13 protein-coding genes and 1 pseudogene are annotated in these 12,307 nt (G+C 69.6%); 4 read left to right on the top strand and 10 right to left on the bottom strand.

The features are described 5' to 3' along the window. The first annotated feature begins 9 nt into the window (after nt 1–9). Nucleotides 10–114 carry a hypothetical protein gene (locus IEZ13_RS48045; RefSeq protein WP_373293093.1) on the top strand — a complete coding sequence of 35 codons (105 nt, stop codon included), beginning with the start codon at nt 10–12 and terminating at the stop codon, nt 112–114. Between the two features lie 41 nt (nt 115–155). Here IEZ13_RS48045 and IEZ13_RS41380 read toward each other — a convergent pair whose 3' ends face one another. From IEZ13_RS41380 to IEZ13_RS41355, 7 genes and pseudogenes are all read right to left on the bottom strand, one after another. Beyond that, nucleotides 156–935: a S8 family peptidase gene (locus IEZ13_RS41380; protein ID WP_260179617.1), complete on the bottom strand. Its 780-nt coding sequence runs from the start codon at nt 933–935 to the stop codon at nt 156–158. A 72-nt stretch (nt 936–1,007) separates the two neighbouring features. Further along, a pseudogene (locus IEZ13_RS47675) lies at nt 1,008–1,100 on the bottom strand (protease inhibitor I9 family protein); the annotation flags it as partial. A 90-nt stretch (nt 1,101–1,190) separates the two neighbouring features. Beyond that, the gene (locus IEZ13_RS41375) at nt 1,191–1,952 is read right to left on the bottom strand and encodes a VOC family protein (RefSeq protein ID WP_183225932.1); all 762 of its coding nucleotides are present in this window, start codon (nt 1,950–1,952) and stop codon (nt 1,191–1,193) included. A gap of 51 nt (nt 1,953–2,003) precedes the next feature. Next, on the bottom strand, nt 2,004–2,744 hold the full coding sequence (locus IEZ13_RS41370) for an ABC transporter permease (protein WP_183225931.1): 741 nt from the start codon (nt 2,742–2,744) through the stop codon (nt 2,004–2,006). After that, nucleotides 2,741–3,622 (bottom strand): ABC transporter ATP-binding protein, encoded by an 882-nt coding sequence (locus IEZ13_RS41365; RefSeq protein ID WP_183225930.1) that lies wholly within the window; start codon nt 3,620–3,622, stop codon nt 2,741–2,743. The genes IEZ13_RS41370 and IEZ13_RS41365 overlap by 4 nt, the downstream gene beginning before the upstream one ends. Then, on the bottom strand, nt 3,619–3,945 hold the full coding sequence (locus IEZ13_RS41360) for a winged helix-turn-helix domain-containing protein (protein WP_183225929.1): 327 nt from the start codon (nt 3,943–3,945) through the stop codon (nt 3,619–3,621). Before IEZ13_RS41360 ends, IEZ13_RS41365 begins: the two co-directional genes overlap by 4 nt. After that, a complete protein-coding gene (locus IEZ13_RS41355) occupies nt 3,942–4,553 on the bottom strand; it encodes a transporter (protein ID WP_183225928.1) in 612 nt (203 codons plus the stop codon). The genes IEZ13_RS41360 and IEZ13_RS41355 overlap by 4 nt, the downstream gene beginning before the upstream one ends. A 62-nt stretch (nt 4,554–4,615) precedes the next feature. Here IEZ13_RS41355 and IEZ13_RS41350 point away from each other — a divergent pair, with 62 nt between their 5' ends. Continuing rightward, the gene (locus IEZ13_RS41350; RefSeq protein WP_183225927.1) at nt 4,616–5,029 is read left to right on the top strand and encodes a GNAT family N-acetyltransferase; all 414 of its coding nucleotides are present in this window, start codon (nt 4,616–4,618) and stop codon (nt 5,027–5,029) included. Nucleotides 5,030–5,085: 56 nt separating this feature from the next. Here the strand turns inward: IEZ13_RS41350 and IEZ13_RS41345 are convergent, their stop codons facing one another. The 3 genes from IEZ13_RS41345 to IEZ13_RS41335 form a co-directional block, all read right to left on the bottom strand. Beyond that, nucleotides 5,086–5,952 carry an LLM class flavin-dependent oxidoreductase gene (locus IEZ13_RS41345; protein ID WP_183225926.1) on the bottom strand — a complete coding sequence of 289 codons (867 nt, stop codon included), beginning with the start codon at nt 5,950–5,952 and terminating at the stop codon, nt 5,086–5,088. Then, nucleotides 5,952–7,952: a HelD family protein gene (locus IEZ13_RS41340; protein ID WP_183225925.1), complete on the bottom strand. Its 2,001-nt coding sequence runs from the start codon at nt 7,950–7,952 to the stop codon at nt 5,952–5,954. The genes IEZ13_RS41345 and IEZ13_RS41340 overlap by 1 nt, the downstream gene beginning before the upstream one ends. A gap of 160 nt (nt 7,953–8,112) precedes the next feature. Further along, nucleotides 8,113–9,303 carry an ATP-binding protein gene (locus IEZ13_RS41335; protein ID WP_183225924.1) on the bottom strand — a complete coding sequence of 397 codons (1,191 nt, stop codon included), beginning with the start codon at nt 9,301–9,303 and terminating at the stop codon, nt 8,113–8,115. A 322-nt stretch (nt 9,304–9,625) separates the two neighbouring features. On the opposite strand from IEZ13_RS41335, the gene IEZ13_RS41330 reads away from it, so the two are divergent. After that, on the top strand, nt 9,626–10,477 hold the full coding sequence (locus IEZ13_RS41330) for a menaquinone biosynthetic enzyme MqnA/MqnD family protein (RefSeq protein WP_183225923.1): 852 nt from the start codon (nt 9,626–9,628) through the stop codon (nt 10,475–10,477). Between the two features lie 87 nt (nt 10,478–10,564). Next, nucleotides 10,565–12,085 carry a COG1361 family protein gene (locus IEZ13_RS41325; protein ID WP_183225922.1) on the top strand — a complete coding sequence of 507 codons (1,521 nt, stop codon included), beginning with the start codon at nt 10,565–10,567 and terminating at the stop codon, nt 12,083–12,085. The last annotated feature ends 222 nt before the right edge of the window (nt 12,086–12,307 follow it).

Here is a 12,307-nt window from a genome sequence, read left to right as displayed (position 1 = left end):
CCGAAGGCGATCGCGATCGGCGCGGCCCTGCTGCTGGCCGGCAACTGGATGCTCCACGAGATGATGACCTACACCACCCAGCTCTTCGAGAAGGTGCCGAGCCTGCTCGCCTGAGCAGGGCCGCCCGAACCGGGCGGCCCTTCCGTCAGGGAGGATCAGGAACCGACGTAGAGCAGCCGGTTCGGCGAACCGGTGCCGCGGCTGGTGACCACTCCGGTGGTGGCGTTGTTCACGATCGCCGCGTTGACCGTGCTGACCGAGGCGCCCGGGTTGGCGGCCAGGTAGAGGGCGACCGCGCCGGCCACGTGCGGGGCCGCGAACGAGGTGCCGCTACCGGTGTAGGTGGCGGTGTTGCCGGTCCGCCACGCCGAGGTGATCGAGACGCCGGGTGCGAAGAGGTCCAGCACCGGGCCGTAGTCCGACCAGGAGGCCTTGGCGTCGGTGTTGCTCGTGGCGCCGACGGTGAGCGCCTCGGTGACCCGGGCCGGGGAGGTGTTGCTCGCGTTGACCCCCGAGTTGCCGGCCGCGATCGTGTACGGGATCCCCGCCGTGATCGACCGCCTCACCGCCGCGTCCAGGGTGCTGCTCGCCCCGCCGCCGAGGCTCAGGTTCGCCACCGACCGGCCGGGGGCCGCGTTGGCGGTCACCCAGTCGATGCCGGCGATGACCCCGGCGGTCGTGCCCGAGCCGTTGTTGTCGAGCACCCGGACACCGACCACGTTGGCGCTCTTGGCGACGCCGTAGGTGCTGCCGGCCGCGACCCCGGCCACGAAGGTGCCGTGCCCGTTGCCGTCCTGCGCGATGTCGTCGCCGTCGACGGCGTCGTAGCCGTACGACGCCCGGCCCCCGAAGTCCTGGTGGGTGATCGTGATGCCGGTGTCCACCACGTAGACGGTGACGCCGCTGCTCGCCCCGTACGTGTAGGTGCCGCTCAGCGGGAGCGCGCGCTGGTCGATGCGGTCCAGGCCCCACGGCGCCGAGGTCTGCGTGCCGGCGATCCGGACGACCTGGTCGGCCTCGACCGACGCGACGGCGGGATCGGCGGCGAGCCGGGCGGCCTGGGCGTCGCTCAACTTCGCGGTGTAACCCTCGACGGCGCTGCCGAAGACTCGGGTGGACGCCTGGCGAAGACGCTAGAGAGAAACCTTTGATTGAAGATCAACGATTCGTTAGGACTCGGACAACGACTTTTATCGCTGGTTGTTGAGGATTGCGAACGTGCCGCCCTGCGGATCGGACAGCACCGCGTAACGCCCGGGCGCGATCGGCGTGGGCGGATGCACGATCCGGCCGCCAAGGGCGGCGGCGTGCTCGGCGGCGCGATCACAGTCGCTCACCGCGAAATAGACGAGCCAGTGTGCCGGGAGGTCGTCCGGCCAGCCGCTGCCGACCATCAACTGGAGGCCGGCGACCGGGGTGCGGTTGAGTTCGCAGATCACGTACGGCAGGCCGGTGACGTGGGCCTGCCGGAAGGTCCAGCCGAACACCGCGCCGTAGAAGGCCATCGCGCCCTCCAGGTCCCGGGTGTTCAACTCGTTCCACGTCAGGGCGCCGGGCAGGCCGAACACCTCGGCGCCGCGCATCATCCCGGCCTCCCAGGTGCTGAACGGCGCCCCGGCCGGATCCAGGAACGCCGCCATCCGTCCCTGGTCCATCACGTCGAACGGCGGCACCAGCACCTTGCCCTGCGCGCTCTCCACCCGGCCGGCGACCGCGTCCGCGTCACCGGCCGCGAAATACGTGCTCCAGGCGGTCGGCTGCCCCTCGCCGAGGAGCGGTCCGGCGCCGGCCACGGGCAGCCCGTTCAGCTGGAAGGTGGTGTAACCCCCGAAGTCGTCGCCGGAGATCTCCGCGGTCCAGCCGAACAGAGCGGTGTAGAAGCGGATCGCGTCATCGAGGTCGGCGGTGGCCAGATCCACCCAGTTGGGCACTCCGGGCGATGGAACGGTCATGTCAGGCATCGTGGCATTTCCATGCCACCACATGTATGAAAGTGTCAACCTTCAGCCGAAACGGCGGCCCTCGTCGCGGCGGTAGGACCAGATGGCCAGGGCGCCGAAAAGGGTCGTCCAGGCGACCAGGGCCAGCATCGAACCGGTATCGAACGGGAAGTCGCCCACCGCCGCCCACATCAGGCGGACCGCGCCGCCGGTCGGCAGGTAGGGCGCCAGATTCTCGACGAAACCGGGCGCGCCACCCGGCGGCGTCATGAGGCCGCCACCGAAGGCCAGCGGCAGGAACAGGATCTGTGCCACCACGAGCGCCGCCTTCGACGGCAGCGCGTACCCGATCGACAGGCCCATCAGGATGAACGGGATCGAGATCACGGCGCAGACCGCGACCGCGAGCAGGAACGCGACCGGCGTGACGCTCGCCTCGGTGAACAGGGCGGCGATCAGCGCCACCGGGATCAGCGAGACCGCCATCATCAGCAGGCCGGTCAGGATCCGGCCGGCGAACCGGGGCGCCGTTCCGGCCGGCAGCGTCCGGACATAGGGATCCCAGGGTTGTGCACGGTCCTCGGAGACGCCGATGCCGTACTGGAAGAGGTTGGTGTTCATCACCGCGAACGTGATCATCGAAGCGGTCGCGTAGGTGGCGTAGACCGGTTCGTCGCCGACGAACGGCACGACGAACGCCAACATCGACGCGGCCGGCCAGAACGCGCTGCCCACCACGGCGATCGGGATCCGGAAGATCTCGGTGATCTGGAAACGGGCATGGATCAGGGCGAGAGCGGTCATTGCGCATCCTTTCCGGTCATGGCGAGGAATGCCTCTTCGAGTGAGGTCGGGCGCACCTCCAGATCACAGAACGGCACATCGTGCGAGACCAGGGTGCGAACCATCCGGTCCGCGTCCGGCGTGAGCAGATGCACGCGGTCACCGGCACGCTCCACGGACACCAGACCATCAAAATCAAAATCAGTCAGGGGTACGGCTGACGTAAGGCTGATCCGCCGTATCCCGACCAGCCCGCGCACCGCCGCCACACTGTCGTCGGCCAGCACCCGGCCCTGGGCGAGCACCACGACCCGACTCGCCAGCGCCTCGATCTCCTCCAGGTAGTGGCTGGTCAGCACCACCGTGCCGCCGCCCGCGTGGAACTCCCGGATGCTCTCCCAGAGGGCGCGACGGGCCTCCACGTCGAGTCCGGTGGTCGGCTCGTCCAGGAAGACGATCTCCGGGCGGCCGGCGAACGCGAGGGCCACCGCCAGTCGCCGCCGCTGCCCGCCGGACAGTCCACCGGTCTGCCGCCGGATCAGATCGGACAGTCCGAACCGGTCCAGCAGTTCGTCACGGGGGAGCGGATCGGGGAAGTGCGCTCGTACGAAATCGACGACCTCGCCGACGCGGAGCGAGGCGGGCAGACCGGTCTCCTGCGGGGTGACGCCCAGCGTGCGCCGGCTCGCCGGATCGCGCGGATCGCCGCCGCACAGCTCGACCCGCCCGGACGTCGGCCGCCGGCTGCCGGTGAGCAGGCCGACCAGGGTGCTCTTGCCGGCGCCGTTGGGACCGAGCAGGCCGACCATCTCGCCCCGGCGGACCTCGAAGTCGACGTGGTCCAGGGCGATAGTGGCGCCGAACCGGCGGGTGACGCTCTCGGCGCGGGCGTGGATCATGACGGCTCCTCTCCCGGATCGATCAGGGTGCGCAGGGCGGCCACGTACTCCTCGAAGGCGAACCGGCCCCGGCGGGTGAGCTGCACGAGCGTGGCCGGGGTGCGCCCCCGGTGGGTCTTGGTGACCTCGACGTAGCCGGCCTCCTCGAGCTTGCGCAGGTGTACCGAGAGGTTGCCGGGGGTCATCCGCAGGATCTCCTGCAGGCGCGGGAAGGCGATCCGGTCGCCGCCGTTGAGCTGCGACAACGCCGCCACCACGCGGAGCCGGGCCTGTGCGTGGATGACCGGGTCGAGGTCGGGGAGGGTGGGTTCGTCGATGGTCATCGCAGCCGCATCCAGCCGATCAGCCCGGCGGCCAGCATGCCGCCGCCGCCCGCGAGCGCGGCGACGAGCGCGTGCCAGCCCGGCCCGAGAAGGACGCCGACCACGTTGACCGCGCTGATCCAGGCGCCGAGCGTGAACATGGTCCGCTCGTTCCAGATCGCGCCGCCGGCCATGTAGAGCGCGCCGACCAGGGCGACCATGCCGCCACCCCAGAGCAGGCCCATCAGGTGCTCCGGGAGCACCTCGCTGATCCGGCCGAAGACGACCGCCAGGCCGGTGAAGCCCGCGGACCAGGCGATCCCGTACCAGATGCCCTGCCGGCTCGTCGGGCCGGAGACCGACCGGCCGGAACGCGCGCCGACCAGGCCGGTGAAGAGGCCGGCCGCGATCATCAGCGCGGTCAGGCCGAAGAGCGGCACCCACTCCGGGAGGGCGACCAGCGTCCGGCCGTCGGGTCCGTAACGAAGGAAGGACAGTCCGAAACCGATCAGCCAGGTGAGGCCCCACGGCCAATACATCAACCGGGGATCGGGGGTCAGCGCGCGGCCGGTGTTGGCCCGCTCCTGCCGGATCAGATCCAGCGCTTCAGAGGGATCCATCGATGCCATGGCTCTACTTTACGACGCAAAGTCAAAGAACTTTGTGCCATAAAGTTGACTAGGCTGGATACATGATCTTGCGTGCGGCCACGGCCCCGGAACTCCCCACGGTACTCACCTTCTGGCAGGAGGCGGCGGAGAACGACAGCCGCCCGGTGGACACAGTGGAGGCTGTCACGGCGCTGCACCAGCGGGATCCGGAGGCGCTGATCCTCGCCCTCGACGCCGGCGAGATCGTCGGCACGATCATCGCCGGATGGGACGGCTGGCGGTGCCACCTCTACCGGCTCGCGGTCGCGCCGGCCAGGCGACGGGCCGGCATCGGGGGGCGCCTCATCGCCGCTGCCGAGGAGCGCTTCAGATCCTTCGGGGGTACGCGCGCCGACGCCATGGTCCTGGACGCCAACGAGGCCGCCCACCGAATCTGGAAGCTCCACGGCTACACCCCGCAGGACGAGTGGTCCCGCTGGGTCAAGCCCCTCTGAGGAGTTATCCACAGCCCGCGGTGCCGGGCTGTGGATAACTCATATCGTTCTTCCGCTCAGCGGCCCAGGGCTTTGAGGGCGGCCAGCGACTGGCCCAGGTGGTCGTCGCCGAACGGGCGCAGGATCACCGTGTCCACCCCCGCCTCGACCAGGGCGTCCACCTTCGCCGGGATGTCCTCGGCCGGGCCCAGCAGGCCGAACACCTCCTCCGGCTCGATGCCCAGGAAACCGGCCTGACCGGTCAGCTCCGCCGCGGCGGTCCGGGCGGCCCGCTCCGCGTCCTCGTCGACGTGCAGGAAGGTGAACCCGATCACCTCGTGCTCCGGGCCCGCGCCGCCGCGCCGCAGGTGGCCGATCGCCTCGACGAGCCGGTCCGGGCTCAGGCCCTCGACCAGGATCGTGCCGTCCGCCGACCGGCCGGACAGCTCCAGCGACTTCTCCCGGATCACCCCGGTGACCACCGGCGGGACCACCTCGGGCGGGTGCACGAGACGGACCCCGTCCAGATGCACCTCCCGGCCGTCCAGCGTCACGGTCTCGCCGCGCAGCAGGCCGCGGACCGCCGTGACGCTCTCCTCCAGCAGGGCCAGCGGCGACTTCGGGGCTACGCCGACCTGCCGCATCCAGTCCCGGACACCGTGCCCGAGACCGGCCACCACCCGGCCGGGGTGCACCCGGGCCAGATTGGCGATCTCCATGGCGTACAGCATGGGACTGCGCAGCGGGGCCGGTGCGATGCCGATGCCGACGCGCAGCCGGGAGGTGGCGGCCAGGGCCAGCGCGGCGGCGCTCACGCCACCGGTCCAGCCCAGATCCTCCACCACCCACAGGTCGTCGGCGCCGGCCTCCTCCAGGGCGGTGGCGAAGCCGGTCAGCTCTTCGGGGGCACGGTCACGGTCGAACATCACACCGATACGAGGCATCACGCGAGAGTAAGCGCCTCCGGCAGCGGCTTGGCATGCAATACCGAAAGGCGGGTCACGGCCCGGGTGAGGACCACGTACAGCCGGTTCAGGCCCTTCGGCTCGGCGGCCACGATGTCGGCCGGCTCGTGCACGATGACATGGTCGTACTCCAGGCCCTTGACCAGCGTGGCGGGCACCACCGTGACGCGCGCCCCGGCATCGACGTCGTCGGGGGTCGCGTGCTTGATGCCGGCGGCGTCCAGATGCGCGCGCAGTCGATCCACCGCGGCGTCCGCCGCGATCACCGCGACCGACCCCTCGTGCACCAGCGCCGCGGTCAGCTCGGCCATCGTCACCGCGTCCAGATCGGCGGGCTCGGCGACCGGCACGACGGCGAGATCGCCGTCGGCCCGCAGCGAGACCGCGGCGGGCACATTCACCCCGAGCGCCGGCAGCAGGCGGTTGGCCAGCCTCACCACCACTTCCGGTACGCGGAAGCCGACCGTCAGGGGCACCACGGCCGCGTCCGGCTTGCCCAGATGACCCAGAATGTCCCGCCAGTCGGTGGTGGCCCACGGCGCCGTGCCCTGCGCCAGGTCACCGAGCAGGGTGATCGAGCCGTGCTCGCTGCGCCGGGCGATCGCGCGGGCCTGCATCGGTGACAGGTCCTGTGCCTCGTCGACGACCACGTGACCGAAACTGGTCTCCCGCTCCAGGAGCCCGGCGGCCTCGTCGATCAGCAGCAGGTCGGCCGCGCTGAACTTCGCCGACTTCACCGTCTTGGGCGGCTTCACCCAGCGGATCGCCTCCCGCTCCTCCTCGGTGAGCAGGTCCGTGGGCGGCTCGGTCAGCACGCCAGCCACCAGCGACTCCGGGGTGACGGCCGGCCAGACCGACTCGAGGAACTCGGTGACCTGCGCGATCCGGCTCATCCGGCGTAGCCAGGACTCGCTCGGTGAGTTGCCGGTCCGGTACTCCGACTGGCGCTGCAACAGGCCCACCACCCGGGCCCGCACCCGCTCCCGGCCGACCGAATACGGCAGGCCCTCGCGGCGGGCCTCGTCGACGATCCGGCGCAAGGGCTCGACGTCGATCCGCCACCGGTACGAGCCGTCCGACACCATGATCGGCTCGGTCGGCCTGGTGATCCGGCTCCACAGTGCCCGGCTCAGTACCTCGGCCATCCGTACGTCATGTTTGATGGTTTTCGCGGCATCCGTGTCGGTCGCCCTGATCGGAGCCCGGCCCACCAGCTCGTCCAGGGTGGACTGGAGCACCTCCACCTCGCCGAGGGTCGGCAGGACCGCCGAGATGTACGACAGGAACGCCGTGTTCGGCCCGACGATCAGCACCTTCGACTTCCGCAGCCGCTCCCGGTGCAGATAGAGCAGATAGGCGGCCCGGTGCAGGCCGACCGCCGTCTTACCGGTGCCGGGCGCGCCCTGCACACAGATCGAGTCGGCCAGATCGGCCCGGACCAGCTCGTCCTGCTCCGGCTGGATGGTCGCGACGATGTCCCGCATCGGCCCGACACGCGGCCGCTCGATCTCGGCGGTCAGGATCCGGCTGCTGGTGCCCAGCTCCTCGCCACGATCCAGGTGTTCGTCCTCGAAGCTGGTCAGCTCACCCTTGACGAAACCGAACCGGCGGCGGACCGCCACCCCCTGCGGGTCGCGCACGCTGGCCCGGTAGAACGACCGGGAGAGCGGCGCCCGCCAGTCCAGCACCATCGGCTCGCCGGCATCGTCGGTGACGTGCCGCCGGCCGACGTGGTAGGCGCTGTCGTCGATGTCCAGCCGCCCGAAGAACAGCGGGGTGTCCGGATCGTCGGCCAGCTCCTTGACCCGCCGGGCCATGTGCCGGCCCAATTGCTCGGCGGTGTACGAGTCCCCGGCGACCTTGTCACCGGTGGCGAAGAGCGACTCGGCGCGGTCCCGCATCCGCCGCAGCGCGGCCCGCGACTCGGTGAGATGGCTTCGTTCGGCGGCGAGTTCGGTGTCCAGATCGGTAGTGGGCACAGGTCGTCCTCAGAATGCGGATCGAGTCTGCTCGCGTATCCGGGAGGGCGGGTCGGCCGCCCCTCGGCGCGGGGACGCCCGCTGCGGTGCATGTTCACCACGGCCGTCAAGCGGCCCTCCACGCTACGCGATTCCCCACCGCTGTCCACCGAGTTTCGAGTCAGGGAGCCAGCCGGTACCGCCGTAGAGGGGAGCGGGCGGGGGCTGTGGGCTGTACCGTGCCAGCGACCTCAAGGTCTTTCAGGGCGCGGAGTACCTTCATGTAGCTGAGTCCGGTTCGTTGCTCGAGGTCGCGGCGGCTCAATTCCCGCCCGTCCCCGAGCGCCCTCTTGATGATCTCGGCGTCGCTGACGCCCGTGGCGGTCAACAGCGCCAGTTGTTCGGCCTGCGGGGCGACCAGATAACGGGCATGACGGCGTTCTCCGACGCGGACCACGATCCCTCGGCTGACAAGATCCGCGAGTTCGCCAGTCGCTCGATGCGCCTCAAGGCCGAGGTTACGCATGGTGGAGTTGGTGACCGCCCGCCCCAGCCGCATCTCGGCCAAGGCCAACTGTTGCGTGGTCGTAAGGCCCTGCTGGCCGAGGCCGTCGATCCATGTGGTCGTCTCGTCGTCCAGCAGGGTGTGGCGCGGGAGAAGCAGCTTGAAACGAGTGATGCGGTTGTGGAACTCGGGTAGCGGGGAGCCGGTGCGCCGTAGCTCTCGCAGCATGGTGGGAATCCCGCTAGCCCGGTTCTCGCACCCCATCCGGCCGGTCTCGGGTAGGCGAACGTCCTGGAGCAGGCGTGCGAGAACCGGATTACGAGTGGAGGTCACGCCTTCACGGCCGAGATCGTCCTCGGTCACGGCGCCGAACAGCCCACCCGGGTTGGCGATGACAAGTCGATCGGAGTAGAGGGTGATCTGGACCGGTGTACCTCGCGAGTAGGACGAGTAGTCCCGGTGCAGGAGCGCGTTCGCCACTCCCTCGCGGATCACCTCCGCCGGATAGTCGTACCGGTCGATCCGGCCGCTGCCGTCGATGAAGGAGCGGACAGACGTGTTCCGGAGCACGGCCGTGACCGCCTCGTCGACGATCACTGGGATCGGACCGTCGAACGTGCGGTTCTCCAGAAAGCGGGGCCCGTTGACCGGGATGTCCTGAGCCGATGTGCCTGGGTAGACGACCAGGGTGGCGTTCAGCTGCGGAAAGAACTGCTGTGGGTAGATCCCCAGGGTGAGGAGCCCGCCCAGACTGGGGCGGAGGACACCCGTGGAGTCCTCGGTGAGGATGTTGAGCCGGCGTAGTACCTGTTGCCGGTCAAGATCAGCGAAGGCCCGCGGCTGTCTTTGCCGGACTCGCGCCAGCAAGAACTGGATCTCGGTGTCGTGGCCAACCCAACGACGATCGGGAACCGGTGGAACCCGACCTTCTCCTCCAGCCCGAGAATGACCGTGCCACCCCGGTCATTGCTGAACGCGCTGAGCGTGTCACGTATCGATTTGGGCAGGCCGCCTCCGGCCGCCTTGACCTCCACATCGCGAAGGTCGGTTCCGCTCTGGCGCAGAAGCGCGACAAGCCGGGCGATCTCCTCGGAAGTCATAGCCACCCTTGCTAAAGACTTTAGCGGGGATCCTGCGATCTGGGCCACGCGAGTCAGCCGTCCGGGAAGATCGGGGATAACGTCGCAGCATGAGCGACAGCGTCCGTCGGCCCCGGGTCGGGCACATCCAGTTCCTCAACTGCCTGCCCATCTACTGGGGGCTGATGCGCTCGGGTGCTCTTCTCGACGTCGACCTGCACAAGGACACCCCGGAGCGGCTCAGCGCCGACCTGGTCGCCGGTGACCTCGACATCGGGCCGATCACCCTGGTGGAGTACCTGCGCCATGCCGACGAGCTGCTCCTGCTGCCCGATCTGGCGGTCGGCAGCGACGGACCGGTGCTCTCGGTCAACCTGGTGTCCACCCGGCCGCCAGCCGAGCTGGACGGGCGGCCGGTCGCGCTCGGCTCCACCTCCCGGACCGGGGTGATGCTCGCCCAGATGCTGCTCTCCGAGCGGTTCGGCGCCGAGCCGGAGTATTTCCGCTGCCCGCCCGATCTGTCGCAGATGCTCATGGAGGCGGACGCCGGCGTGCTGATCGGCGACCCGGCGCTCCGGGCGATGTACGAGGCACCTGCCAAGGGCCTTCAGGTGATCGACCTGGCCGAGGCGTGGAAGGAGTGGACCGGCCTGCCGATGGTCTTCGCCGTCTGGGCGGTCCGGAGGGACTTCGCTGTCGCGCATCCCGGTCTCGTCAAGGATGTGCACGAGGCCTTCCAGCGGTCCCGTGATCTGTGCCTTGGTGAATTGGACGAGGTGGCCGCGTCGGCCGCCCGCTGGGAGCCGTTCGACGCCGCGACACTCGCCAACTATTTCCGGGCGCTCGACTTCTCGCTCGGTGAACGGCAGATCGCCGGTGTTCGCGAGTTCGCCCGGCGTGCGGCAGAACGGGGCGAAGTGCCCAGCCTGCCGAAGAACGGCCCGTTCTTCGCCGACGTTTGATCTTCACGGTTCGCGCGCCTTAAGATCCTCGAACTTTTTCCGCGGCCGATTCTCTGGCCGGCCGTATCAGTTCGAAAATCGGTGATCATGCGACTGCGCGCCCTGTTCAGCCGTCTTGCCCTGACCACAGCGGCATCTGGATTGGCCGTCACCGGCCTGTCCCTGCCGGCTCAGGCCGCGGAAGAGGTCGAGGTGCCCTATATCGGCATCTTCAGCCCGGAAACGGTGACCGTGATCAACGGTCAGTCGAAGACGGTCAAATTCGACCTCTACAACCTCAGTGACGTTTCCGCCAAGAATGTGGTTCTCACATTCGGTAGCGCCGCCAAGCCGATCAGCGCCGATTTGGGATTCACCGCGCCCACCGGTTGCGACGCCACCACATGCACGATCGGTGACTTGGCGCCGGGTCAGCGGCGCAGCATCAAGTTCACGATCAAGCCGGCCGCCGCAGCGGGTGCCGCCGACCCGGCCAAGAGCATCGCGCTCAGCACGACGGTCGGCGAGCTGCCCAGCGACGAGACGTCGATCACCGTGGTCCGCACCGACAAGGGTGGCATCGACCTCGAGGTCGAGGACGTCGCCGACCTGAAACTGGCCCAGGGCGAGAGCGCCGACGTGCCGGTCCTGGTCCGTAACACCGGCAACAAGGACGTCGCGGCCCTCGGTCTGGTGGTGATGGCCCCGTACGGGGTGACGCCGCTGCTGAACTACCGCAACTGCGAGCAGGACGCCGAGATCGGTGGCTTCATCTGCGTCTTCAACGAGCCGCTAGCCGGCGGGGGCGCCTTCACCCTGCCGGACAACATGCCGCTGCGGGTCAAGGTGCCGTCGGACGCCGCCGGGCCGTTCGAGTACCCGGTCTACATCGCGGCGATCGGCCTCACCGACAAGTACGTATTCGACTTCACGAAGCGCACCGCCGGCGCCGCCGGCAAGGAACTGTCGCTGGAGGCCGTCTCGTCGGTCTCCGCCGAGGAGCCGGAGGTCGCCGAGGACCTCAACGAGGACGACAACTTCACGATCTTCTCGGTGACCGTGCCGAAGTCGACGGCGGAGACCGCGGCCGTCGGCGGTTCCTTCACCGGCGAGATCGGCGAGGAGCGCACCGCCGAGGTGGGCCTGCGCAACCTGGGCCCGTCCGGAACCGTCCCGCCGAGCATCGCCTCCCTCCAGTACGCGCACATCAAGCTGCCGACCGGCATCGAACTCATGAAGATCGACGAGCGCTGCCTGCCGGGCACCTCGCTCACCGAGATCGACGAGTCCGTCACCGACCTGGCCCAGGTCACCGACCTGGTCTGCCTGGTCGTGGAGAGCGTCCCGAACAAGGGCCGCTACATGTTCAGCCTCTCCGCCGAGATCCTCGACGTGGCCGAGCACAAGGCCGGTTCGGTCAGCATCAACGGCGGCGTGCAGGACAAGAAGAAGGACAACAACAAGGCCGCCCTCACCGTCAAGCTGACCTCGGGCGGCACCGGCGGCGGTCTCCCGATCACCGGTGCTCCGGCCGGCCTGATCGCCGGCAGCGGCGCGGCCCTGCTGGCCGCGGGCTTCATCGCCTTCCGGGCGGCTCGGCGCCGCCGCATCATCACGGTCGCCGAGTAGTCACTCTCTCCGGGCCGGGCACGCTTCCCGCGTGCCCGGCCTCACCGTTTCCCGGGTACGCCCGACGCGCGCTCTCACTCACACGCCGTCCGCTGCTCACAGCCCGCGCCGCGTCTTGTGCCCGCGCCCGCGCCTTGTGCCCGCGCCCGCGCTGCCCCCGCGCCCGCGCTGCCCCCGCGCTGCCCCCGCGCTGCCCCCGCGCCCGCGTCCGTGCCCGCGCCT

This window comes from Actinoplanes campanulatus (assembly GCF_014647795.1).
GTDB lineage: Bacteria > Actinomycetota > Actinomycetes > Mycobacteriales > Micromonosporaceae > Actinoplanes > Actinoplanes campanulatus.
The sequence above is the reverse complement of the archived record's forward strand: the minus strand, read 5'-3'. Positions and strand labels throughout refer to the sequence as shown.